Genomic DNA, 24,396 nt, shown 5'->3' on the forward strand with positions numbered 1-24,396 from the left:
AGCCCGGGGGCGCGACAAGCGGCCCGGCCTCGATGCGCTTCTCAAGGGCGTGACCCGCGGTCAGTACGATACCGTAGCATCATGGTCGGTCTGCCGCCTTGGCCGGTCACTGCCTGATCTCCTCGGAGTGCTGGGCGAGCTACAGACCCCGGGCGTGGACCTATACCTCCACCAGCAGGCGATCGATACCGGTACACCCGCGGGCCGGATGCTGTTTGGCATGCTCGGCGTGTTCGCGGAGTTCGAGCGGTCGATGATTCGCGACAGGGTGATGGCCGGGCTGGATCGGGCTCGCTCAGCGAACAAGCGTCTCGGCCGCCCCCCTATGCCGCCGATCAGAATCGAACGCATCCGCCAAGCGATCGCTGATGGCCGCGGCGTGCGTGAGACCGCCCGCGCGCTGAAAGTCAGCGCCGCAAAGGTCTCAGCAGTGCGGCGAGAGATGGCGTCAACGGCTGGGCCTGTCGCGGCGGCCTGACCGCTCAGGAAGGCCGACCGCATGGCCGTCCTTGTCTCGATGGCGCCGAGTGGCACCGATCCGCGGAAAAATCATAGGCCGTCAGGTTAGGCATGGCCGGAGCATCCACAGGCGGTTCACGTCGAGCAACGGCGCTCGCTTGCGGTCTAGTTTCCTTGGCAAATACCAGTTTTCGGGTATGCCGATAGGATGGACAACAGCAGCACCCCTCCTGATGAGCGCGCGCCAGTCTTGTCAGTCTTCGGTAACCTCGCCTCGCGGGTCGGGAGGTTGCTGCGCACCCGGCCTTCACTGACAAGCAAGCTTATCTTCGCACCGCCTCGGGCCATCCACGCCTGCGGTGCCTTTCTGCATCTCGCGTCGGACGCCGCAGGATCGGACAGTGCTGTTGCGGTTCTGATCGACGAGACCGATCCGCGTGATTTACTCCGGCTGGCGATGCCCGGTTGTCCCGCTCAGCTTTACCGAGCCCTGGACCGCGCAGGCGACCGACTGCATGGCAAGGAGTTCTATCAGCGGCTCTCGGTAACCGCTTCCGGTACCCATGCAGCCGCACTGCTCGCAGGCGGTCCAATCAATGAGGCACGCCTCGGTTTCTTCGAGGCGCTGTCGCAGATGGACCCGGCCGTCGCAGCACTCCAAGTCGGGCTGCGTGAGGATCGGTATCTTTGCGCTGGGATCGATTGCCTCGTCTCGCTTCTACGCTCTCACGGAGCGCTGCGCGACGGCGACCTCACGCTCCCTCACGGAGCGGGACTACGAGCGGTCGCCCGGCGCATTCGCGCCGCGCTTGAACGGATTGAAGCTCCCGGTCCTGGCTTCACCGTGCCGCTGCCGTTCCGCCTCCTCACTAACACAGGCGAGTTGCAGCGCGTGGCGACGGCCTTCAAGAACTGCGTCGCGTTGCCGCAGTGGAGCGCAACCCAGTACCATCTCGGTCTGCTTGACGGCACCACCACCTTCGTCACAGCAGATAATCCTCCTCTGCTGGCCGCACTCAACCGCGTGGCGGCGGGCGTTCTGCACCTCGAACAGATCGTCGGACCGGCAAATGCGCCCATCCCAAAACCTGTGGAGATGGCGCTTGTGGCGAGTCTGGAAGCCCAAGGTCTGAGGGTCGTCACTGTTGACCCGCAGACGGCATGGGGGCGGCTCGAACAAGAGGCGCATCGGCGCAACCGCAGCGACGGCGATGAGGTTGCCGGTGACGAAGATGATGGTCTCGATGGCATGGCAGCATAATGCCAATTCGTCGGCGCGCGGGGGAAGAACCCCAACCTCGAAACTCGGATGTCGTGCGCACGTCCCGCGGCTCTTGGCCGCTGGCAAGTTGCAGTCGCGAGAGTTCATGTTGGCAAAATGCCCCTCGTGTCGTCGAACAAGCCGGTCCGACCGCGACTGCCCGGAGAGGCGTGCCAGTGAGGGGCTCCAGTCGCCGAGTTACCTGACCAAGCATCGGCTGCGTCCAGAACCGCTACTGCCACAGACATAGCGCCGGAATATCGCTGCAACATCCATCGGCGCCCTTCCTCGGCTTTTGCTTGAATAAAAGGTAAGAGCGGCGCAGACTGTTGCGGCTCGCTACCTCCGTGGGAGGACGAAATGGTCGAGATCATCACCACCGCCAGCGATGACACGGTTCGTCCAGCCGAATTGGGCGGCTCGTCTAGTATGCTGCCCGATTCTACTGGCGACGATGACCGCATCATCGGCAGCCTCGGAAATGATCATATCGACGGCGGTGGTGGCTATGACATCCTGAGCTACAGCGGACTGGGTGAGCCAGTTCGGATAAATCTTCGAGATGGCATAGGTCGCAAAGATGGGGCTTGGACTGACACAATCGCTTTGGCTGGTCCGGGCCACAGCACTATCGAGCAGGTTCACGGCACCGCTTTTAGCGATGTCATTGTTGGTGACGACGGTGACAACTGGATTCGGGGCAATGGTGGCTGGGACACGCTCGTGGGTGGGGCAGGTTTTGATGTAGCCGATTTCACGTACATTCAGCCCCAAAGCAGCTTCGACCGCGGTATAATAGCAAATCTAACTGACTCGACCATCGCGGCCAGCCGCTACCTCTACATACAGAGCAACGAGGTTATTGACTACTGGGGAGACGCAATCAGGATATTAGAGATCGAGGGGATCGCAGGTACCCAATTACGCGATACTTTTCTCGGCAACAATGATCCGAACATGTTCTGGGGCTTGGGAGGAAACGACGCATTGATTGGTGGAGGTGGAGTAGATGCAGCGGTTTACTTGCACCCTCGGTCCGAATACAGCGTCACCTTTGATAATTTCTTTGGTCAAAGATATGAGGTTATAGGACCCGAGGGGCAAGACACGCTTTCTTCGGTCGAGCATTTGCTGTTCGCTGACGGCGGCGTCTGGATTGAAGAAGCGGCAGGCGTTACCGGTATCGTCCACCGCTTTTACAACACACTCAACGGCACCCACTTTCTCACTGCGTCAAATGCGGAAGCTAATTACATCCGCGATCAACTTCCCGCGTTCAATCACGAGGGCTTTGCATTCCGAGTAGCAGGCGCCGGAACCCCATCAAGCGACATCTTCCACTTCTACAATGCCCAAGTTAGCTCGCATTTCTACACAGCATCGGAAGCTGAGCGGGATTACATACAGAAAGTGCTTCCGCAATATGAATTAGTAGGCGTCAGTTTCCAGGCACACACCGTCAATGATGGATCGAAAGTTGAGCTTCACCGATTCTATGACGCGCAGAAGCAGAGTCATTTTTTTACGGCTTCTGAAGCCGAACGAGATTATATATTGGCTAACTCAGCATCGTTCAAATACGAAGGTGTGGCTTTCTACGTCGATCCTCTCTGATCAGCGTGATAATCCCGCTGCTTAAGCCTGCCGCGCCGCGCCTTTCCGGCCGTGGTCCACCGCGGCGGCTGTGTCTGCCTGATACGCGGGCGACGAGTGGCGCGGTCTGACTCGACGCCTACTACCGCAGCGGCCGCCACGAGGTCGATCTGGGAGATTGGGAGTGGGTTCTTTGCGATCGCAGCGACAGTCGGTAAAGGCGCCTCTCTGCTGACAACGGTGCGGCTGGCTTCCGGTGCGGGCTTGGTTCCACCGCGAGCACCGCCCCTGCGTCTGGGCGTGTCTTGGATGGCCTCCTGCTGCTGAGCAGGGACCACTGTGATAGGACCGACCACCTCCTCGACAGGGACTTGCAGCGCAGGTTCGCGCGGCGCCGCGGGTGCAGCTTTGCCGGTGAGCCCTGAAACCCGCTCAGGACGCCGCTGGCGGCCCTGCTCATACTCCTCTGTAACCCGCATCAGCGTCCCGTAGGTCTCCCAGAGGCCAGCGCTGCGCGTGGCCAGAAAGGGCTCGTCGATGAGGAAGACGCTCCGCTGCATTGCGAGCCGCTGCACCTGGATGACTGTTGTGGGAACGAAAGTTATGCCGCACGCGCAGGCGGCTTGCTGCTGGTCTGGTGTCAGTTTCAAGAAGACCATCTCCACAGGATGAGTTGGCAAAGCTGACTAAAACCTGCTGCGGAGCACGTATGGAACACCCTGGTCTACCGGCCGCAGCATCCGCCAGTGGTCGTCAAAACGACTGCTGAGATAAATAGGGATGAACGAATCACACAGGAGCGCGGGATGACAACACGCAGAATATATGAGGCAGCACGAGAGCGAGGGCTGGTGCGGTCCGGGCGCCAGTTCTCCACCGAATTTCTCGGTATGGCTTCCAACTATGCGGCCGACACCGGGTTCGACCGATGCAGCCCCGCGGCATTGCTAAACCTGCACCGCAGGCTTGGCGAGGTCGGGCAGGCTGACCTTCAGGCCATCGTGGGCCAACAGCTACTCGGCGTGGAGGCGGGCGATTGCGGCTCGGCAACGCAGGCATGAGGTACAACGAGATCACTGACGCGGGCCGAAGCGCAGACAAGATTTCGATGCGCCAGATCATGGATGCCGTACGCGCCGCCAACGCGGCGCACATCTGGCCAGAGATCGACAATCCAACCGCTGAGCAGCAGGTCGCTATGCCGCACATCGTCGAGTGCCACGGCTTGACGGTCCATGATCTCGATCAGGCGTTCGCTGAGGAGTTCCAAGGACGGCGGCTCTGGTGCAGGAGGAACTGCCAGAACGAGTTCAGCGTGGCGCCAATCCGAGACACCGCCCTGGGCCGCGATACTGGGCGCCGGTTCAGCTTCGCGGATCAGGCGGAGGCCGCCATGTTCCGGCGGACGTGGGGCTAGCGGCTGGTGCGGCGGACACGTCCCGCCTCTGAAAGGTGACTTGATAGGGGCACTGATGGAAACAGCGGCCTGCGACAGAAAAAGGAGCCAGTCGGTGTAGCCTGGGCATCACTGGCTTTTAGAAGGACGCCGTGAAAAACTTAGTGCATGAACATATTCCCGGGACGACCCGTTCTTAAACTCAATCCGTGCCCGTAAGCTGAAGGTACCCCAACCGACCGCATCTAAAGCATACGGGAAGTTAGCATCAGAGTTGTCGCATATCTTTCGAACCGGCTCGACAAAAGTTGGGTGCAGGGTATAAATAACACATTCAATTTGCGCTATCTCTTGGGGTGGTCCAGCAACATAAGCTTTCCAGTTCCACCGGAATTCCCCTAGTGGAACAGCGACATTTTCTATGCGTAGAGGCGCGATGCCGTTGTTCTGCGCGCGCACGAGTGAGGTCGGTGGAAATAGAAACATCATAAGGCAAGGAGCTAGCGCAAGATTGGAAATTAGTCTTGGTGCCAGATAGCTGTATCCACCGCGATTGTTGTTCAGGTGCATCATTATTGCCCCCCGCTCTGTAGAGCATTGAGCGGCATAAAGCCCTCGTTTGGGTGCATGGCAGCGCTCTCCCAGATCCTATCCACCTCCGCGCTACGCATCCGAATGATGATCCGATTATCTGCTGAAACATTCCGTATGATCAGTTTCAGCGCATCCCCACCGGGGGCGCGAGCGATAACCACGTTCCGCTCGGCTAATGTCTGGTCGTCACCCGACAGCAATCGGACTGTTGCAGCCAGATCTTCCGGAATGTCAGTCAAGTTCAGATTCCTAAACGTAACATAATAACTTGTCGTTAGTCGTACAGGTGGATCTACGCCAACAAAGCTGCACAACAAAATCGCGATGGCAGCTGCCCCACTTGCGCTTCCAACTTGACCACCTGCTGGAAGCTTAAGCTGTACAGCAGCCGTTGACCCTATCGCTGCGAATAGCGCAGCAACACCGGAATAGGTTAGCAACCTAGTTGTGGGTAGATTTATCTGCCAGACAGAAATTACGACGGCAGACCCTAAAAGGAAGAAACCCACGCCGAACGCCATGAGCGAGTACAACAATGGGTGCACTTGTGGCGGCGAGGCGGTGGCCTTGCCAGGGCGCCCTACGGGAGCCGGTTCGGTTGCCATCTGGTCAACCCCACTAGCGGATGTGTACCGGGACTACGATAAAGCTATGTGATTCTTAATAGCTAGTGCTTGCGGACTGCAACCCGAAAGTTTAGGTGGCCTAAGGGAAATTCATTGTCGTCTTCCTGACTTCGATGCTGCGCCCACATTCGATACAACAACGCATTCGGGAAGGTTCTGGAGGCTCAATCTTAGATGCTGCTATTGCATTAAGGTTGTCCGCAGCACCCTCGGCTTCCGGCGGATCAGAGGAGGCCACTCGGTGGGCGTTCAACATCATGCAGCGTGGGAAAATGTGCTGGTGCCGCGGGCTTCGATGTCATTCCGCTCCGTTGGGTCGTGGAGCGAACCCTTGGCTGGGCGATCCACTGGCGGCGCCTCGTGTACGATTACGAGGAACGGTTCGACATGTCCGAGACTGTGATCGTCATCACCCTGAACAGCATCCTATTTCGTAGAAACGCAGGCTCCTATTTTTCAAGGGGGCTCCGGTCCGTGAAGACGGTTCAGGGAGTACGTGCCGTGCCATTATGCCGGGCTGCCAATCGACGATAGCGGCGGGGCGATCGGCCGTTCACGTTCCGCCAAAAAAAAGTGCGTAAGTATTCGTTTTCGAAAAACGGAGTTGACCTAGTGCTGGCCCGCCAAAAGACATCTACCGGCTGGGCGACTGCCGCTTGATTTCCACTGACCCTTAATCGCCGATCATGCCATAAGAACCGGGCAGTGAATACTTCGAGTTTCTCAGTTGCCTACCGATATTTTCTGGTTCATTGTGACTGTACTTATCGGCACTCACCTGATCACCGTGAAGGAGGCATAATATGGCAGGAGCAACGGAGCCGGGCCTTTCCGATTACCAGAAACTCCAAGTCTGGAAAATTGTTGCTCTTGGCGTCGGAAGCGGGTTTTCCGTGTCAATGGTTATTCTAGGCGTTTTAGGCGCCTGGGGCCTCAATGCATTTGCAAAGGAGCACGCCGAAGGAGTCGCCAGAACTGCTGCTGGCCAAGTCGCTCCCGCGGTTGTCGCAGACAGCCTATTGGAGGACTCCAGGTTTATTCCTCTTGTCCAGGATAGATTGGGTGATCTGCCAAGCAGGGCGGTTATCGCTGTAAACGATCGCATCTGCCCATCACCAGGATGGAGGAAAATGTCATCGGCTGCGGGCCGGTATCTAATCGGATCTACGAACGAGGATGGAATGCGCCCAGGTGAACAGGGAGGACAAACGAGAATTCGTATTGAGGCTAGGCATTTACCTTCTCACGATCACCGCATACCAACTGTAGGCTCTGATCAGCGAGTTCGAAGCGTCGGGGCGGTAGATGCCGCGTCAACGCGAGGCGATTATGAGCGACATCCGCGACGCACAGAGGCATCAGGGGAAGGCAGACCAATCGAAGTCATACCTCCATACATTGCTCTGACCATCTGTGAGCGCGTGCCGCGGTGAACTGACCTTTTTGAATAGGCGACGAGTTGCTGCCAACGGGGCATCGTGCGGGAGTCTCTATGAACTTACGGGTCATGGAGCGCACCTTCGGCTGTATGATCCGCTGGGGGCGCCTCGTCCGCGACTACAAGCGACGCCTCGAAGTGTCCTAGGCCATGATCCACGTCGCTATGGGCACCCTGCTGCTCCGCAGAATCCACCCCCAAAGTATCGGTCCACCGACTAGCTTTTCTTCTTTCATTAGATGATCCCTCAGGTTGCTATGGTGCGCCGCACGCACTGACGCAGAAATACCCGAATGGCGTCTCCTGCTCCCTCTGCTGTGATGGTAAAATTCTGTCCGCCGGGCAGGCGCACGTTTAAGATGTCAGAGGCCCGCAGTGCGTGCAGAAAATCCAGGGACTCGCGGGTAGGTACCGGCCGATCCCCATCTGGAGCCTGGACCCCAACTCGCCCAGTAATTGCTACAACGCCCCGATGATGGGTTGCGAAAAGACCCCGCATCATAAAACCGCGGCTGCCTACCCTGATGGGCCATACCTCGCCAATCAGTGTATTGTTGGGAACTGGGGGATTGAGGATCGAAACAGAGAGGGGAACCTTGGTCGTCATGGTCAGCACTAAGCTTGGGCCAGGGACGAGGCTGCGAACGTGACAGACGTTTCCTCCATCCTCGCGCTCGACCTGCCACTGACCGACTATGCGCGGCCAACCCTCCGCGGAGTGCAGGGGGGTGGTGGAGAGCATGAGAGCAATCAAAGCGGCAGTGGCGCGCATGACCGTACTCCCGTCTGATGGTGGTAACGCAGCTAAACCGAGGGTTGCTGCTCGCCCTCGGCATGTCTCACTTCCCGCATGAACCAATCACGTTCGTGCCCGCACCCTAGCGCGTGTCGGATATCCGAGCGCACAAACAACCCTTGAGTCATTCGTTCAAGAACGCCTCGTCACTGTTATACCGCTATAGGCCGTGGGTTGCCCCGCCTGCTTTCCAAGTTCGATTGTCTCCAGTCGCTTTCCAGAAAATCGCCCGCGAAAACGGTTGATGGAGTAGGCGACGCAGGTCGGGCAACAGGCGATTTCCGAGACCAAAGTGACGGTCGTCATCATCTCCGGCGGAGGGAGAAGTTTTGCCGCTGTTGTAGCCTGTCGCCGCTGAACTCCGAGCACCGCTCTGTAGAGGGCTTGGCCACCAACCCGCGGCGGCCTATCGGGGGTTGCGGAAGAAAATGGCTGCTCACGGATGCTGGGCGTTGCCGTCAAGAAATTTAGCAGCTTCGGCTCCGTGTGGAACTGCGCCATGCCATCACAGCCAAAGCGCTGCGATGGCTTCATCAATGCGTAAACGTCGGGCACGAGGCTGAGGTGCAGCCGAAGCGACTCAGGAATCGCGGAATCATTTGAATAGGCGGCAATCACGGCACTGCCGCCTGTCTTCAACTCGACGATCGCGAGGCAGAGGTTGTGCCCCTCTGCATCGTAGCGCTTCTTGTAGGCGAGCGCACGGTTTAGCTCCTCTCGGACAAAAGCGATCGCCATCTCGGCGTCTTGCCGCTTTGCGTGGGAGGGCACTTGATCGGCCATCGGCGGGGTTCCTTCTGGTGCGTCGCTCCTGAGCCTGCTTCGAAACGAGACCGATTAGAAGGGCTCGGAATGCCCGGCAGGGTCCGCGGGAGCCGAGTAGACCAAACAGATCGCTCAGTGCGGCTGTGCGGAATTCTCAACCTCGATTGGGCTCTCGAAATATGTGACGGACGGCTCTGACCCAAATCGGGCGGCCATCATGCTTCGCCATTCGATCGAGTAAGCGCGTTCCGCAGACTCGATCGAATCCCACAGATAGACACCGCCCCCCTTACCGTGTCCGTACAGGTAGTTCTTGCGGATAAGCCCCGGCATGGTGCGGTACTTGCCGACGGACGGCCCGAAGATTGTGTCTGTGGCCTCGTGCAGCGTCATTCCACTGGGTAGGTCGAACTGAACGATCGCAACGATCATGATCGGCTCCAGCGCTGGTCCGCGTCATGGACCTGTCCCATGAGGCTGCGCTTGCTGATGAGCGCCAGTCAAACATGATCCGAACATCTCATCCGGAGCGGTCGCAGCCGCGAATCTGCCGCGGTGACGTTCCGAATCCGGTTGTCAAACGACCCGGACTGGCCCGGGCTCAAGCACGCCCCCAGTAGGCGCCGCTTCTTAGCGGACCAGCAAGTGACGGCGGAGCAGGCTGTGTTCAAATAGACTAGCGAACCTCCAACCCTTATTTCTGAGATCAATTTAATAACCCGCCGCGGGAGCAGGCGTGCGGTCACTTTGGCGCAAGTACGACGCTGCGAATATTTTAGCATGAAAAGTCAACCAGCGGCAGGCTGTAAGAATTCGTGGCAGTTGGGAACTCTCGGGAGTAATCTTCAGGTGTGCAGAGGAGGGTCAGGAGATGTTCGACCTCGACCAATTCACTCATGACTGCCGTCACGCCATCGGAGAAGACCGCGGCAAGCAGCGGGCGCTCCGCGAAGTCGTCGCACGAGCGGTTTCCGATCCCGGGAGCGTCATACGAAGCCTTGGCGAGCCCCAGCGCGGAGCTATCCACAAGCTCTACCATGCTCCGGATTTGACGATCATCAACGTCATCTGGGGTCCAAAGATGACTCTGTTCCCGCACAACCACCGTATGACGGCCGTCATCGGCATCTACACGGGCTGCGAGGACAACATCTTCTGGCGCAAGATCGAGGGCGGCAATGGCCGGGTCGAAGCCGCGGGTGCCAAGGCATTGCGAGAGCGTGACTGCGCTGTCCTGGGGCCGGATGTCATCCATTCGGTGACCAACCCCATCGCCCGTCTGACCGGAGCCATCCATGTTTACGAGGGCGATTTCTTCGCCATGGAGCGGAGCGAGTGGGACCCCGAGAGCCTGACGGAGCACCCCTATGATGTGGGGAAGGTCATGCGCACCTTTGAGGAGAGCAACGCGCTTCTGCCCATCCGTTAGCCTGCGGTGAGCACCCGCGTCTGGCCCGAGAGCGCCCGGCGAGTGGGCGACGGCCTTGTCTTCAGGGCGGTGCGGAAGCGCCTGCTGTCATAGCCGTGGTCGCCCCTGAGTTCTCGTGCGGGAGGCAGGTGGGGCAGGATCAAGGCGGCGCCGCGCTGGTCACCGGCCTGCTCCTCGGTCGGCAGCACCAGGACCGGGCGCGCCACTGCAATCCGTGGTGGATGACGTAGATGATGCCGCTGGTCACCCGGCGGTCATCCACCCGCGGCACACCATGCGGGCGCGGGAAGTGCGGCGAGAGGCGGCGCATCTGAGTGGGCGTCAGCAGGAAGGGCAGTACGGAAATGCCGGGACCTCCGTCGCATCCAAAATCATGCGCCGCCGCGCCTCTGCACCCTTCGAACGCGTCACTGTACTAACACCACGTCAGCCTAAACAGGGCCGCGTCGTTCTGGTCAGCAAACCAAATGACCGTAAATCGACCGGGCGTCCTCCAGTCGTCGATAGTTAGGCGTTCCGTATGAAGCCACTGCCAACCGGTCCGCGTCCTGCCGCGGGCATTCTGGCGTAGCCACGCGCGAACGTCGGCCCTCACAGTTCCCTCGCGGCAGCCTTCGAACGCTTTGGCTTTGATCATCCACTCGAATGGTGATGGTGGATGACAGAACACCATGAACTGGGTCGGCTGGCTCTCTCGATCGGGTCGCACTGCGCATACGCCGACTACCGTCAGCGGGATGCCGAGCTTGCGGCTCACCTCTGCATTGGCCCGGGCAGTGATCTGCGCGACGATCGTCTCGATGGGCATTTCCTGCATGATGCGGGCGGGCACCCGGAAGTCCACGCGGCCGCGCTCAACCTCCTGCCAGCCGCGCCCCCGCTGGGCTCCCATCACAGCGGCCTCGTCACAGAATGCGAGACGGCAGATGTGCCCGCGGCGGCATTGGCACGGATCGGCGCCTGAGATGCTTGGCGCGCCTGGACCCATTTGCACCAAATACTGGTGATGATGGCTGCGTTAGGCACCACGACCTCCTAAAGTATTCCCGTTTACGATCCCACCGAATTTGGGGTTCATGGTGCGAATGTTCAAGTGCATTTTCACTCGTACTTGGGCCAGAGAAGTAACGTGGGGGGTTCGAATCACAAAATACCGCCCTCAACAACGTAGTCGGGCTCTCATTTATCTTTTCATTATTATGTAGATTGCGATGTTTTTCTATAAACGACCAAAAAGTGGCGAGTTCCCGGGCGTTTTCATGGTCTTGTACTTTGGCTGTTCGCATACAGCCGGATGCCATGACCGATGCAGCGCTTCCCCCAACAAGGGGGGCTGTTCGCCGGGTCCGCCCGGTCCGCTCAACGGCTGCCGTTCACCGCGAACGAGCCCGCAGACTGACGAGTGAGTTGCTTTCGATGATCACGTGCGTTTTTCCTGCTCAACCGCCGCAAATGTTCACCATGAGGGCCGCGGATGCCGATCTGATGCTGACGGCGAATCAATAACGACCAACCGTGCAGATGGCTGGTGGACAATCTAGAAGCAGAACATGAGATGCGGGAAGTGAATAGGGCCGTTACTGATCGGAAGTAGAGGGCCTGTAGATTATCCACCCATTTCTGCGAAGTAAATTGATATAGATTTTTTTAAGCTTCAACGAAAGGCCAAGGCTCGACCTGCCTACTGGCCCCTTCTACTTCCACCACCTATCTATCGATTCTTTCATCTCCATTAGGCGTCTTCCTTCTCCCGCCACTGCGGAGCCCCCTCACTGTGTGGGACCTCAACCGACACGTCCCCCACCGTAAGCACAAGGCCCCGCTCGCCTTGCCCGACGATCTTGAAGTCCACCCTGGTCAACAGGCTCCGGAGCATGTCGCGGGCGGACACGTCTCCCTGGACGGCCGGGCCGATGTTCGTCCGCATGAAGGCCATGGTCTCCTTCCGCCTGTCGGTGGCGGTGGCGGCATGCTGGGCGAGGAGGGCCAGTTCGGTGGCGCGACGCTTGGCGGAATCAATGGCCTTTCCCGCCTTCCCCATCTCATCCAATGCCCAAGGCTGGGGGAGCGAAGGGCGGAGTGCGGCCATGATCTGTTCCTGCCGATCAACCTCCGCCAGGGCAGTCGCCTTCTCAGCCAGCAGCTTGGAGGTGTTAGCCGTGGGGGAGCGGGGTGCCAGGGTGGACAGGTTGGTGATGTGGTTCATGAGCGCGACCTCGAAAGACCACATGTCGTATCGCGTCCGATCCTGACAGGTCCCACTCTCCACGTAGGCGGCACACAGGAGGTCGCGCGGGCGGCGCCCATCCACCTTCCTTCCGCCCGTCGCAGCCCGCAGGCGGCCCTCACAGGAGCCGCAGTACGTCCGCCCGGTGAACAGGTTGGGGATGCTGCTCCCGGAACGGCCACGGAGGAGGGACTGCCTACCTGCCAGCACCTCGCGGGCCGCGAACCAGTCTTCCAGCGCGATGGCAGCCGGATACGCCCGCACCTCTGGCCCCGCCTTCGTCCTCTTGGACGGCTTCCCAGGCTCCGTGGAGGGCACCCAGCGCGTCGGGGTGTAAAAGCCCAGGACGTGTCGGTCAGCCAGGATGGCGCCCACCCTGGTGGCCCGCCAGAGGGAGGCTCTGTCGCCCAGCACCGGAATGCCGTCGCGGTTCAGCCCGGCGGCGATCATCTTCACCGTGGCGCCGTCCCGGCATTCCTGGAAGATGCGGCGGATCACCCACACGTTCTCCCCCAAGTCATGCCAGAAGCCCTCCGGGGAGAGGCTGGTCCGCTTGACCATCCAGCCGGGCGTCCTGCCGTTCAGCCGGGGGAGGGCGGTCGCGGGATCGAGCAGCTTGGCCCGGCGCTTGTTGTGGGCACCCACGGCCATTTCAGCCAGCCGGGTGGCATACCTCCGGGCGGCATTCATCTCGGCGACGAACTTATGGTTGCTGTCGCCATCCAGGGAGGAGCGGTCCCAGATAGACCCGTCGCCGGTCACCACCACCACGTTGCCGTTCACCAGCATGGACATGGGCTCAAGCCCGCCCATCAGCCCCTCGCGGAACAGGCGGTCGGTGGCTTCGACGATAAGGACCACCGGTCGGTCGCCCCGGAAGTCCCCGGCCTCGGCCATGCGGAGGATGTCGCCGAAAGACCCCTTGGTTCTGTGGTGCCCCTTGCTGGCGGAGAACCCGGCGTCCCGGAAGCTGCTGTAGCGGGGATGGGGGACCAGCTTGAAGTCCACCACGATCCGGTCGGTGGCCTCGGTCTGGCGGCTTTCGCTGCTCCGCCCCTCCTCGCCCTGCTGGGGGGAGGACCACCGCTCGTAACCGATAAAGTGGCAACCGAACAAGCTCTCGCGGGTGTGGGCGGTCATGGCTCAGCCTCTCAAGTGCTTGGCTTTGCTACTATTCTCCGCTCCCAAATGCCATGGTTTTAGCCGTAGAGCAGGATAGTCGGGCGGGCCGGGTCTTCCACGCGTGTCGCCGTCAGGATCGGTCCGAAGCCGGCGAGCGGGTTCGGCGAGATCGTGACGACGAAACCCAGCCGATCCAGCCAGGGCTGCATCGCCGAATCGAGGTAGGCCGAGAGGGCGGGGCCGGAGCCTTCCTCCTGCGACGTGGACGGCACAGCCACCAGATCGGTCAGCAGGCGCTCGAAGCCGCCACCATCGAAGAAGTCCACTGCGCGCGCGATGGCGCCCTCTCGCGATCCCATACCTCGAATTCCACCCGGACGTTGTCCGTCGGACCATGGCCCAGGGCCTCGGGACTGTCCAACCGGTGCGGCGGGGTGTCGTGGCTCAGCGGGTGCTCGCGGGCGCGCTGCTGCCGCCACCCGAGCCCGGCGAGCCGGCACCGAGCAGCACCGCGGCAACGACCGGGAGAAGCACGGGCAGCGCCGCCGAAAGCCCGATCCCGGCCGCTTCGGCCGGCAGGGCAACCGGTGGCGCGGGCATCACAGGCGGAGGGGGCGCGACCGGAAGTGGCGCCGCGCCCCGTGGCGGCACCACCACCTGCGCATGATGGCCAACGATCAGGCTGCGCAGTGGCTGCGAAAGCGCCGCAACAGGCATCGTAGCCAGAACCACGGCGAGGGAGGCGCCCAAAATTCGCATGGCACGACCCTAAACAGGATCGACGCGAATGTCGCGGCCGAAATGAAACCCCGAGTTCTGTTCAGCGCCCGATCATGTGCCGCGCGATGATCACGCGCATGATCTCGTTGGTGCCTTCCAGGATGCGATGCACCCGAAGGTCACGGACGATCTTCTCGACGCCATAATCGGCCAGGTACCCGTAGCCGCCCAGCAATTGCAACGCCTCGTCCGCAACGCGGGAGCCGGTGTCCGTGGCGAAGCGCTTGGCCATGGCGCAGAACGCCGGGGCATCGGGTGCAGCCGCATCCAGCTTGCCGCAGGCCCGCCACAGCAGGGTCCGCGCGGCCTCCAACTCAGTGGCCATGTCGGCCAGCCGGAACTGCGTCGCCTGGAACTCGACCACTGCCTTGCCGAAGGCGCGTCGGTCGCGCACATGGGCCAGCGCGACGTCGAGCGCGGCCTGCGCGCCGCCCAGGCTGCAGGCGCCGATATTCAGGCGGCCGCCATCCAGCCCGCTCATCGCGATGCGGAAGCCCTCGCCCTCGGTACCCAGCAGCGTCTCGGAGGCAACGCGCGCCCCGTCGAAAATCACCTGCCGGGTGGGCTGGGCGTTCCAGCCCATCTTTCGTTCATTCGCGCCAAAGGACAGCCCCGGCGTTCCCTTGGGCACCAGCAGCGCGGAAACTCCGGCGGCGCCCGGCCCGCCGGTCCGCACCATGGTCAGGTAGAGGTCCGACACACCGGCACCGCTGATGAACTGCTTCACCCCGTCCAGCACGTAGCCCTCATTGTCCCGCACCGCGCGGGTGCTCAGGGCCGCGGCGTCGCTGCCGGCACCCGGTTCTGTCAGGCAGTAGCTGGCAATGGCCTCCATCGGGATCAGCCGCGGCAACCAAGCCTCGCGCTGCGCCTCCGTGCCGTAGCGGTCGATCATCCAGGCGACCATGTTGTGGATCGAGAGAAAGGCGGAAATCGTGGGGCAGCCCGTCGCCAATGCCTCGAACACGACGGCGGCATCAAGGCGCGTCAGCCCGGCGCCGCCGCTTTCCTCCCGCACGTACAGCGCCGCCATGCCCAGCGAAGCGGCCTCCCGCAGCACGTCGACCGGGAAGTGCCGGCGCTCGTCCCAGTCCCGCGCATGCGGCGCCAGTCGATCGCGGGCGAAGGCCAGCGCGGTTTCGCGCAGTTCTCGCGTGGCCTCGGGCAGTTCGAAGCCGCCGGTCTCCTCAGGCATCATCCTGGTCCTCCCCGCCCGACTATAGGCGGGCCGCAATCTCCTGCCAGCGTACCCGCACGGCTGCCAGGTTGCGGGCCTTGATCGGCCCGAAGCCCTTGATGCCCGAAGCGGCTTCCGCCCATTCGCAGATCGCGCCGTGGTTGTCGGGCGTCAGTCGCGGCAGCAGCGAGTCGATCGTCGCCCGGTACTCCTCGGCCAGCGCCCGTTCCATCCGCCGCTCCTCGGTATGGCCGAAGGGGTCGAGTGGCGTGAAGCGCAGCGCCTTGCCGTGCCGCAGCAGCCCCATGGCGCGCAGCATCCAGGGCCCGAAGCGCCGCTTGCGCGGGAGGCCAGTGTTCGGGTCGGTACGGGACAGCAGCGGCGGCGCCAGATTCATCTCGATTTGCGGCGCCCCGGCGAAGCTGCCGGCAAGCTGCGCGCGCCATTCCGGAAGGCTGTGCAGCCGGGCGACCTCGTATTCGTCCTTGAACGCCATCAGCCGGTAGAGCTGGGTGGCAACGGCCCGTGCAAGGCGCTGTTCACCCGGCACGGCCGCCTGCTCGGCCGCCTGGACCAGGTTCACGAACTGCAGGTAGCGCCCGGCATAGGCGGCGTTCTGATACGCCGTGAGATCCGCCTCGCACCGCGCGATCATCGCCTCCAGCGTCTCCGGCGCCGCCACCGGCGCGGCCCGTTCCTCAAGCGCCGCCCGGCGCCCCAGGGCGAAGGCCGTCAGGTTCCGCTCCACCTGCGCCCCGTTCAGCGTGATCGCCTGTTCCAGTGCGGCCGCGGACACCGGCACCAGCCCCCGCTGGAATGCCAGGCCGAGCAGCCAGATGTTGAGGAAGATGGCATCGCCAAGCTCCGCCACCACCTCGCTCGTCGCGCTGACCGCGGCCAGGTCGCGGCAGACCTCGGACAGGTTGGCCAGCATCGCCTCCGGCTCGTAGCGGGTGGCGGTGTCCCGCACGAACTGCGCTGTGGGCGAAAGATCCGCGTTGACCACGGCTGCGCTGCGGCTCGGGCCGAGCATCAGCCGCGCGTTGCGCCCATGGGCAACAACCATGTCGGACGCGATCAGCAAATCCGCCTGCCCTGCACCAATACGCGGCGCCGGGATGCTGGCCTCGGTCGCCCCGGGCCGTCCAATGCGAAGCTGCACGAATACGCCGCCGCCCTTCTGGGCGAAGCCCAGCGTATCCACGGAACGCGAAGGGCGCCCATCTACATGCGCCGCCATGGCCAGGATCGCGCCCAGCGCCGTGACACCCTGCCCACCCACGCCAGCCACCAGCACGTTCCAGGCCACGCCATCGACCGGCTCGGGCAGCACCGGGTCGGGCATCGCGCCGTGCGGCATCGCCGGCAGCTTCGGCCGCGCAGGCTCAGCACCCGTCAGCGTGACGAAGGAGGGGCAGAATCCCTGAACGCAGGACAGGTCCTGGTTGCAGGCGGACTGGTCGATGCGCCGCTTGCGGCCCCAGGGCGTTGCCAGCGGTTCCACCGCGATGCAGTTGGAGACGCGGGAGCATTCGCCGCAATCCTCGCAGACGCGGGGATTGATGACGGCCCGCCGCTCCGCCTTGGCGGCCGTCCCCCGCTTGCGCTTGCGGCGACGCTCTGTCGCGCATTCCTGGTCGTAGATCAGCGCCGTGACGCCGGGTACCTCGCGCAGCCGGCGCTGGACCGCGTCCAGCTCGCTGCGGTGATGGAAGCCGGTGCCGGGCGGCATCATGGGGTCGCCGCGATGGCGGTCGGGGTCATCGCCGACCACCTCGATCCGCTCTACACCCTCGGCGCGCAGCTGGGCGGCGATGCGCGGCACCGTGAACTCGCCCTCGACATGCTGGCCGCCGGTCATCGCCACGGCGGAGTTCACCAGCACCTTGAAGGTCATGTTGGCCTTCGCCGCCACCGCGGCGCGCAGCGCCAGGCTGCCGGAATGGGCCCAGGTGCCGTCGCCGACATTGGCGAAGATGTGCGGCGTCTCCGTGAAAGCCATCTGGCCGAGCCAGGGCACCCCCTCGCCGCCCATCTGCGTGAAGGCAAGGCTGTCCCGCTCCGGCATCTTGGTGACCAGCCAATGGCATCCGATGCCGGCCAGCGCGCGGGAGCCTTCCGGAATGCGGGTCGAGGTGTTGTGCGGGCAGCCCGGGCAGAAGAACGGATCGCGCGCCGCCAGCGGCTCCGCCGCCTGGTGTTCCAGCGCCTCCAGCTCCGACAGCCTGGCCCGCATCGCATCGCTGCGAAGCGCCTCCGGCAGACGTGGTGCCAGCGCCCGCAGGATCTGTGCCGAATCCAGCTCCGCCAGATCGGACAGCAGCGGCAGGCCGGATTCGTCGCGCTTCCCAAGGATGCGCGGCGCGCCGGCCATCCCATACAGCGCGTCGCGCAGCTGGGGCTCAAGGAAGGCCCGCCGGTCCTCGATGACCAGGATCGTCTCGAGCCCCCCGGCAAAGGCGCGCGCGCCCTCCGCATCCAGCGGCCAGGCAAGCCCCACCTTCCAGATCCGCAGGCCATGCAGTCGCGCCAGTTCCGGCGTGATGCCGCATTCCGCCAGCACCTGCCGCAGTGTCGCGAAGGCCTTGCCACGCACCGCGATGCCGAGGCGGGCGGTCGCGCTGTCCATCTCGATGCGGTCGATGCCGTTGGCCCTCGCGAAGGCCTGCGCGGCCGGCAGCTTGTGCAGCCGCAGCCGGCGTTCCTGCGCCAGGGCCTGATCCGGCAGGCGGATCGACAGGCCATCGGCAGGCAGCAGAAGCCCAGTCGGCTCGACCGTAGCGTACCGCGCCGCATCGACACGCAGCGTCTGGCTGGCGTCCATCGTCTCGGCCACGCATTTCAGCCCGGCCCAGGTGCCCGCAAAGCGCGACAGGGCAATGGCCTTGAGCCCGTATTCGAGAACCTCCGCCACCTCCGCCGGATCAAACAGCGGGATTTCCAGGTCCTGGAAGCTGAATTCGCAGCCCGATGTGACCGTGGAGGACTTCGCGGAGGGATCGTCCCCGGACAGCGCGAGCACGCCGCCCCGTGCAGCGGTCCCGGCGGAATTGGCGTGGCGCAGCACGTCCCCGCTGCGGTCGAGGCCCGGCCCCTTGCCGTACCAGATGCCGAAGACGCCATCATGCTTCGCGCCGGGCGCCAGGCCGACCTGCTGCGTGCCCCACACCGCCGTCGCCGCAAGATCCTCGTTCAGCCCCGGCTGGAAGACGACCTGCGCAGCCTTCAGCCGCGCCGACTGGCGGCCCAACTCCAGGTCGTAGCCGCCGAGCGGCGAGCCACGGTAGCCACTGATGAAGCCGGCGGTGTTCCAGCCCTGGGCCGCATCGAGTTGCCGGCGCAGCAGCGGCAGGCGGACCAGGGCCTGGATGCCGGTCAGCACCACCGGCTCTCCGGCCAGATCCCAGCGATCCTCCAGGCTGGCCTCCGGGCGTTGCAGGATGCCCATCCGACGTCTCCCGTATCAGGTTCCAGACCTTGGAAAGGATGCCCCCTTAGCACAAGGGAGCTTTTCTGAATTCTGTTGTGCGCCGCCGAATAATCAGAAGAAGATGCCGGGATGGACGCCATCGACAAACGGATCCTCCGCGCCCTCGCACGCAAGGGGCGGCTGACCAACGCGGAATTGGCCGAGGAAGTGGGGCTTTCGGCCTCCCCCTGCTGGACCCGGGTGCGGCGCCTGGAACAGGCCGGCACCATCCGCGGCTATGCCGCCCTGCTCGACCAGGCGGCGCTTGGCCTGCCTGATACCGTGTTCATCGAGGTGATGATGGAGCGCCACGATGAAGAAAGCCTGCGCCGGTTCGAGGAGGCGGTTCAGGCGATCCCGGAGGTGCTGGAATGCCACCTGGTGACGGGGGAGTACGATTTCATGATCAAGGCGGCGGTCGGCGGCACCGTCGGATACGAGCGCCTGCTGCGGGACCGCCTGTATCGCCTGCCGGGCATCCGCCACACCCGCAGCAGTTTCGCGCTGCGGTGCCTGAAGCAGGAATTGTCCCCGATGCCGATCTGACGCCAGGCGACGGAAGGGGCGCTGCGCGTCAGCGCCCGCCGGGACGCGCGTGGCCCTCGGCCGAATCGAAGTGCAGCTTGACCATGAACAGGCCGAACAGCACGCCGAAGCCGAACAGGGCGAGGCCGAAGATCGAGAGGCTCGCTTCCTGCGCCGCCGCCGCGGCGGCAAGCCCGACCAGGGAGATGATGGCGGACAGCGCGATGAAGTAGATCATGGGGATGTGTCTTTCCTGTTGGAGTGGTCGTCAAAAAGAATCCGCGACGCGGCACCGTCGAGGTCCTCGTACTGCCTGCTGTGCAGCATCCAGAGAAACAGGCCGAGGCCGAGCAGGCCGAGACCCAGCGCCGCTGGAATCAGCAGGATCAATGCGTTCATGGCTGCGGGTCGCTCCCGGCGCGGAGGGCATTGAGGATCACGATGATCGAGCTGCTGGCCATGACGACCGCGGCGACCAGCGGCGTCACGTAGCCCAGCACTGCGGCCGGCACCGCCACGACGTTGTAGGTCAAGCTGAACGCGATGTTCTGGCGCGCCAGGCTCTGCGCACGGCGCGCCACGCGGATGGCGAAGGGCAGTGCCGCAAGACCCCGGCCAAGCAGCACGATGTCGGACGCCGCCTGGGCGACTCCCGCCGCGTTCGCAGGGCTGGCGGAGACATGCGCGAGGCTCAAGGCACCGGCATCATTGATGCCATCGCCAACCATGAGCGGCCTGAGCCCGCTCGCCCGCAGCGCCTCCACGCGCGACGCCTTGGCAGTCGGCACCACGCGCGCCTGCCAATGCCCGACACCCGTCTGTTCGGCTGCAGCCTGGACCACGTCCGGCGCATCGCCGGAGAGGATCTCGGTTGCCAGGCCAAGGTCATGCATCGAGGCCACCACCTGGCTCGACTCCGGCCGAAGCTGGTCCCGGAAACGGAACCGCGTAGGCTCCTGGCCCGGGCGCGACAGGAACATCGTCATCTCGGCACCAGGCGCCTCGGGCAGGCCGCAGAATGCAGCGCTGCCCAGGCGGGCTTCACCAAGCCGGAGGCCGTAGCCCGAAATTTCCGCAACGCCGGACAGGGCCGGCGCATCCGGACAGGCGCGTGCCAGGGCCAGCGCGAGCGGGTGCCGGCTGGCCCGCGCCATGCCGGCTGCCTGGCGTAGCGTCGCCGGGTCGTGCGGGTGGTCCAGCAGCAGTTCCGGCTGGCCCGTCGTCAGCGTCCCGGTCTTGTCCAGCACCGCGTAGTCCGCCGTCGCCAGGCGTTCCAGCGCGGTCGGCGACGCGACAAGGACACCGCGCCGGAACAGTGCGCCCGCCGCCGCGACCTGTACGGCAGGCACCGCGATGGCCAGACCACAGGGGCAGGTCACGATCAGGGCGGCAACCGCCGGCACGAGGGCCGCCTGCCAGTCGATTCCGACGCCCAGCCACCAACCCAGGAAGGTCGCGGCGGCAATGACGTGTACGGTCGGCACGTAGATCCGCGCCGCGCGATCGGCGATGGAGACAAAGCGCCCCCTGCCCTGCTCGGCCCGTTCCAACAGCCGCCCGAGCGCCGCCAGCGATCCTTCCCGCAAGGCGGCGCTGATCCGCATGAGGAACGCCGATCCCATATTGATCGCGCCGGCCGGCAGCGCCTGCCCGGCGGCCAGGTACCGGGGCACCGATTCGCCGGTCGTTGCGCTCAGGTCGAGCACCACGTCCACCTCGGACACGCCGTCGAGCCGCAGACGTTCCCCGGCCGCCACGCGAACCAGGTCACCGGCCCGGACCTGCTCGGCCTGAACCTCCCGCGCCCGTCCGCCCCCATCCTGCACGGTGACGGTACCGTCCTGAAGGGCCAGCAGTTCCGCCACGGCCTGTCCGGCCTTGCGTCGCATCCGACGGTCGAGCAAGCGACCCGCCAGGAGCAGCGCCAGCAGGCTCGTGGCGCCATCGAACCAGGTGTAGGGACCGTTCCGCAGCACCTCGCTGAGGCTCATGGCGGTGGTCGCGATGACACCCAGCGAGACGGCCAGGTCCATGTTCGTCCGACCGGTCCGCGCCGCATGCCAGGCCGAACGATAAAAGGGCATGCCTGCCACCAGCACCGTGGGCAGCGCGATCAGCGCGGCAAGCCAATGCATCAGGGCGCGGGTCTGCTCCCCCATGTCGCCGCCGACCCAGACCGCGACGGAGACGAGCATGACATTCATCGACCCGAAGGCCGCGATGCCGAGGGCCCGCAGCAGCGCCTGGCCCTCCGCGTCCTCTGTGGCGCGCAGGCAGGCGGGTGACCAGGGCGCAACGCGAAAGCCGAGCCGTGCGACCAGCGCCGCGAGATCTCGGGCCCGGTCCGCTTCCCCGCGCCAGGTGATGCTCAGGCGGCGCGTGGAAAGATTGGCGCGCGCACGCAACACATCCGGCTCGGTCGCCAGCGCCTGCTCCACCAGCCAGACGCAGGCGCCGCAGCTGAGGCCGCTGACCATGAGTTCAAGGCTATGCAAGCCGCCCGCCGCCGCGGTGGCGAGGGAGGCGGCGTCGAAGGATGGCGGCGCGTCCGGCGCCTGCAGAGGCGCAGCCGCGGCATCACGTCGCCGGTAGAAGGCATCCAGGCCCAGCCCCTGGACCAGCGCATGCGCGCCTGCGCAGCCATCGCAACAGAAATCCCCCTGCCCGGGAATCAGCGCCGCACCGCAATGCCGGCACCCGGCCAGGGAATGACCCGCCGGCGCCTTCAGGAAGCGCCGCCCCGCGAAGGCTTCAGCGGTCACGAGACGATGATCCGGCGACGAACTTCTAACACGTCGCCACCCGGACCCAGCAGGCGAAGCCGCGCCTCCCATTGTCCGGAAAGCGCGGGCCTGGCATCGGCCACGTAGGTTGCGTTGCCGGCCGCGCGGAACGTCAGCGGGAGCTCCGACCCTTCCAACGGGCGCACCAGGGTACCCTCCCACGCGCCAGCCACGCGCCGTCCGTCCCGGTCGACCGCGGCGACAAGGAGAACGCCGTGCTCCCAGCGCACCTCCGCCTCCCACCCCAGGGCATCCTGCCGTGCGGCCGTCTCGAGCACACGGTTGTAGGTACGTCCGCGGTCAAAGGACCGGCCGACCGTGACGCCGGTGAAGGTGGAGAGAGCCGCGTAGACCAGGCCGCCATTCACCACCACGACCAGCAGCATGCCGCCCACGAAGATCCAGGGAATCCAGAGGCTGCGCCGAGGCTGCGCGTCGCGTGCGGAGTGGCTCATGGCTTGGGTCCCAGCAGAACGCTGCGTTCCGAGGCGACAAGGTTGCCTTGGCCGTCCCGCAGTCGAAAGGTGATATCGGACGTCTGGCGCTGCGAAGGGCCGGCTGGCTGCGTCACCAGCACGCGCCACTGGGTGATCCCGTCAGGACGCGTGGTGACGGCAAAGCGGTTGGGCCCGCGAGGCGCGCCCTCCTGCACCTGCATCTGCACCGGCACGGAAGCCTCGATCTCGAGCGCGAGTTCCGGGACATCCCGTGTCTTGTTGGCGATCTTGAGGGTGAAGGCATTGCGCACCGAGCCATCCGCCAGTGCGATGAACAGCGGGGCGCGGTCGCGCAGCACCGATAGCGTCACGGCTTCGCGCGTCAGGAAGGCACCTGCCATGATCCCCATGACGAGGGTCAGCATCGCGGCGTACAACAGCGTCCGCGGCCGGAGGAAACGCGGCATGCTGCGTGCCGCCATGCCTGCGGTCTGGCGTGCAGGTCCGGGCGGAACGGAAGCCGAGGCCGCCGTCGAGGCCGCCAGATTGGCCAAGGTCTCGAACGCCACCAGGCCCTTGGGCCGATCGAGGCGCTTCATGATGTCGTTGCAGGCATCGATGCAGAGGCCGCAGCCGATGCATTCCAGCTGCTGCCCATCCCTGATGTCGATGCCGGTCGGGCAGACGTTGACGCAGGCGCGGCAATCGACGCAGTCGCCGACGCCGTCCTTGGTTGCCTTGCCGCGCGGCTCCCCGCGCCAGTCGCGATAGGTCACGACCAGGGAATTCTCGTCCAGCATCGCGGCCTGGAACCGCGGCCACGGGCACATGTAGGTGCAGACCTGCTCGCGGGCCCAGCCGGCCAGCAGGTAGGTGGTGCCGGTGAACAGGGCGAAGAAGAAATAGACCTCGACCGAAGCCTGCCCGGTCAGCACCTCGCGCACCACCGTCGGTGCATCGTTGAAGTACATGATCCAGGCGCCGCCCGTCGCCGCGGCGATCAGCAACCATGCCGCATGAGTGGCGCCCTTCTTGCGCAGCTTGGCAAGACTCCAGGGCGCCTTGTCGAGGCGCATCCGTTCGTTGCGATCCCCCTGGATGCGGCGTTCGACCCACATGAACAGGTCGGTCCAGACCGTCTGCGGGCAGGCAAAGCCGCACCAGACGCGCCCGAACAGGCTGGTCGCGACGAACAGGCCGATCGCCGCAAGCACCAGGAGACCCGTCAGGAAATAGACCTCCTGCGGCCAGATCTCGATGAAGAAGAAGAACAGCCGGCCATGCCCGATGTCCACCAGCACCGCCTGGTCCGGCGCGCCCGGACCCCGATCCCAGCGCAGCCACGGCACGAGGTAGTAGGCCGCGAGGCACAGGGTCAGCACCACCCACTTCCATGACCGCACCGCACCAGTCACTGCCTTCGGGTAGACCTGCTGCCTGGCCGCGTAGAGCGGCGTGTTGGCAGCAGCCTGCAGGCGTTCGGGCGGATGAAGGGTTGTCATGATCCTGTGCTCACACC

Annotated in this window: 22 protein-coding genes and 1 pseudogene; 8 read left to right on the forward strand and 15 right to left on the reverse strand. The window is 64.1% G+C overall.

Going from position 1 to position 24,396, the window contains the following annotated elements:
* The 5 genes from ACFHPP_RS07990 to ACFHPP_RS08010 all read left to right on the forward strand — a co-directional run.
* Positions 1-478: recombinase family protein (locus ACFHPP_RS07990; protein WP_437162740.1), on the forward strand; the 478-nt coding region annotated here is incomplete at its 5' end.
* Positions 479-667: 189 nt separating this feature from the next.
* Positions 668-1,720 carry a hypothetical protein gene (locus ACFHPP_RS07995; protein ID WP_437162741.1) on the forward strand — a complete coding sequence of 351 codons (1,053 nt, stop codon included), beginning with the start codon at positions 668-670 and terminating at the stop codon, positions 1,718-1,720.
* A gap of 360 nt (positions 1,721-2,080) precedes the next feature.
* Positions 2,081-3,334, forward strand: coding sequence for a hypothetical protein (locus tag ACFHPP_RS08000; protein WP_437162742.1), 1,254 nt, complete (start codon positions 2,081-2,083; stop codon positions 3,332-3,334).
* Between the two features lie 785 nt (positions 3,335-4,119).
* Positions 4,120-4,374, forward strand: coding sequence for a hypothetical protein (locus ACFHPP_RS08005; protein ID WP_437162743.1), 255 nt, complete (start codon positions 4,120-4,122; stop codon positions 4,372-4,374).
* Positions 4,371-4,730: a hypothetical protein gene (locus tag ACFHPP_RS08010; protein WP_437162744.1), complete on the forward strand. Its 360-nt coding sequence runs from the start codon at positions 4,371-4,373 to the stop codon at positions 4,728-4,730. The genes ACFHPP_RS08005 and ACFHPP_RS08010 overlap by 4 nt, the downstream gene beginning before the upstream one ends.
* Positions 4,731-4,838: 108 nt before the next feature.
* Here the strand turns inward: ACFHPP_RS08010 and ACFHPP_RS08015 are convergent, their stop codons facing one another.
* From ACFHPP_RS08015 to ACFHPP_RS08030, 4 genes are all read right to left on the reverse strand, one after another.
* Entirely contained in the window at positions 4,839-5,282 is a 444-nt protein-coding gene (locus tag ACFHPP_RS08015) for a pYEATS domain-containing protein (RefSeq protein ID WP_437162745.1), read from the reverse strand.
* A complete protein-coding gene (locus ACFHPP_RS08020) occupies positions 5,282-5,542 on the reverse strand; it encodes a hypothetical protein (protein ID WP_437162746.1) in 261 nt (86 codons plus the stop codon). Before ACFHPP_RS08020 ends, ACFHPP_RS08015 begins: the two co-directional genes overlap by 1 nt.
* Before the next feature lie 2,753 nt (positions 5,543-8,295).
* Positions 8,296-8,946 carry a hypothetical protein gene (locus ACFHPP_RS08025; protein WP_437162747.1) on the reverse strand — a complete coding sequence of 217 codons (651 nt, stop codon included), beginning with the start codon at positions 8,944-8,946 and terminating at the stop codon, positions 8,296-8,298.
* 114 nt (positions 8,947-9,060) lie between these two features.
* A complete protein-coding gene (locus ACFHPP_RS08030) occupies positions 9,061-9,360 on the reverse strand; it encodes a hypothetical protein (RefSeq protein WP_437162748.1) in 300 nt (99 codons plus the stop codon).
* Positions 9,361-9,799: 439 nt separating this feature from the next.
* Here ACFHPP_RS08030 and ACFHPP_RS08035 point away from each other — a divergent pair, with 439 nt between their 5' ends.
* Positions 9,800-10,357: a hypothetical protein gene (locus ACFHPP_RS08035; RefSeq protein ID WP_437162749.1), complete on the forward strand. Its 558-nt coding sequence runs from the start codon at positions 9,800-9,802 to the stop codon at positions 10,355-10,357.
* Between the two features lie 199 nt (positions 10,358-10,556).
* On the opposite strand, the pseudogene ACFHPP_RS08040 reads toward ACFHPP_RS08035, so the two are convergent.
* A pseudogene (locus tag ACFHPP_RS08040) lies at positions 10,557-10,667 on the reverse strand (IS5/IS1182 family transposase); the annotation flags it as partial.
* A gap of 348 nt (positions 10,668-11,015) precedes the next feature.
* Here ACFHPP_RS08040 and ACFHPP_RS08045 point away from each other — a divergent pair.
* The gene (locus tag ACFHPP_RS08045) at positions 11,016-11,321 is read left to right on the forward strand and encodes a hypothetical protein (protein WP_437162750.1); all 306 of its coding nucleotides are present in this window, start codon (positions 11,016-11,018) and stop codon (positions 11,319-11,321) included.
* Positions 11,322-12,089: 768 nt separating this feature from the next.
* On the opposite strand, the gene ACFHPP_RS08050 is transcribed toward ACFHPP_RS08045, so the two are convergent.
* The 5 genes from ACFHPP_RS08050 to ACFHPP_RS08070 all read right to left on the reverse strand — a co-directional run bounded on the left by ACFHPP_RS08050 (position 12,090) and on the right by ACFHPP_RS08070 (position 19,111).
* Positions 12,090-13,724, reverse strand: a complete 1,635-nt coding sequence (locus tag ACFHPP_RS08050; RefSeq protein WP_437162751.1) for a recombinase family protein — start codon at positions 13,722-13,724, stop codon at positions 12,090-12,092.
* Between the two features lie 59 nt (positions 13,725-13,783).
* Complete coding sequence (locus ACFHPP_RS08055; protein ID WP_437162752.1) at positions 13,784-14,065, reverse strand: hypothetical protein; 282 nt, start codon at positions 14,063-14,065, stop codon at positions 13,784-13,786.
* 85 nt (positions 14,066-14,150) lie between these two features.
* Positions 14,151-14,465: a hypothetical protein gene (locus ACFHPP_RS08060; protein WP_437162753.1), complete on the reverse strand. Its 315-nt coding sequence runs from the start codon at positions 14,463-14,465 to the stop codon at positions 14,151-14,153.
* Positions 14,466-14,526: 61 nt separating this feature from the next.
* Positions 14,527-15,684 carry an acyl-CoA dehydrogenase family protein gene (locus ACFHPP_RS08065; RefSeq protein WP_437162754.1) on the reverse strand — a complete coding sequence of 386 codons (1,158 nt, stop codon included), beginning with the start codon at positions 15,682-15,684 and terminating at the stop codon, positions 14,527-14,529.
* Positions 15,685-15,703: 19 nt separating this feature from the next.
* A complete protein-coding gene (locus tag ACFHPP_RS08070; protein ID WP_437162755.1) occupies positions 15,704-19,111 on the reverse strand; it encodes an indolepyruvate ferredoxin oxidoreductase family protein in 3,408 nt (1,135 codons plus the stop codon).
* A 111-nt stretch (positions 19,112-19,222) separates the two neighbouring features.
* On the opposite strand from ACFHPP_RS08070, the gene ACFHPP_RS08075 reads away from it, so the two are divergent.
* Positions 19,223-19,678: an Lrp/AsnC family transcriptional regulator gene (locus ACFHPP_RS08075; protein WP_430669262.1), complete on the forward strand. Its 456-nt coding sequence runs from the start codon at positions 19,223-19,225 to the stop codon at positions 19,676-19,678.
* A 28-nt stretch (positions 19,679-19,706) separates the two neighbouring features.
* On the opposite strand, the gene ACFHPP_RS08080 is transcribed toward ACFHPP_RS08075, so the two are convergent.
* The 5 genes from ACFHPP_RS08080 to ccoG are packed head-to-tail and all read right to left on the reverse strand — an operon-like array spanning position 19,707 to position 24,379.
* Complete coding sequence (locus ACFHPP_RS08080) at positions 19,707-19,895, reverse strand: hypothetical protein (protein ID WP_437162756.1); 189 nt, start codon at positions 19,893-19,895, stop codon at positions 19,707-19,709.
* Positions 19,892-20,056, reverse strand: coding sequence for a cbb3-type cytochrome oxidase assembly protein CcoS (gene ccoS / locus ACFHPP_RS08085; RefSeq protein ID WP_437162757.1), 165 nt, complete (start codon positions 20,054-20,056; stop codon positions 19,892-19,894). The genes ACFHPP_RS08080 and ccoS overlap by 4 nt, the downstream gene beginning before the upstream one ends.
* Positions 20,053-22,419, reverse strand: a complete 2,367-nt coding sequence (locus ACFHPP_RS08090) for a heavy metal translocating P-type ATPase (RefSeq protein ID WP_437162758.1) — start codon at positions 22,417-22,419, stop codon at positions 20,053-20,055. The genes ccoS and ACFHPP_RS08090 overlap by 4 nt, the downstream gene beginning before the upstream one ends.
* Positions 22,416-22,895, reverse strand: a complete 480-nt coding sequence (locus ACFHPP_RS08095) for a FixH family protein (RefSeq protein WP_437162759.1) — start codon at positions 22,893-22,895, stop codon at positions 22,416-22,418. The genes ACFHPP_RS08090 and ACFHPP_RS08095 overlap by 4 nt, the downstream gene beginning before the upstream one ends.
* Positions 22,892-24,379, reverse strand: coding sequence for a cytochrome c oxidase accessory protein CcoG (ccoG, locus tag ACFHPP_RS08100; RefSeq protein ID WP_437162760.1), 1,488 nt, complete (start codon positions 24,377-24,379; stop codon positions 22,892-22,894). Before ccoG ends, ACFHPP_RS08095 begins: the two co-directional genes overlap by 4 nt.
* Positions 24,380-24,396: the final 17 nt, after the last annotated feature.

This window comes from Falsiroseomonas sp. E2-1-a20 (assembly GCF_051433195.1).
Taxonomy (GTDB): domain Bacteria; phylum Pseudomonadota; class Alphaproteobacteria; order Acetobacterales; family Acetobacteraceae; genus Falsiroseomonas.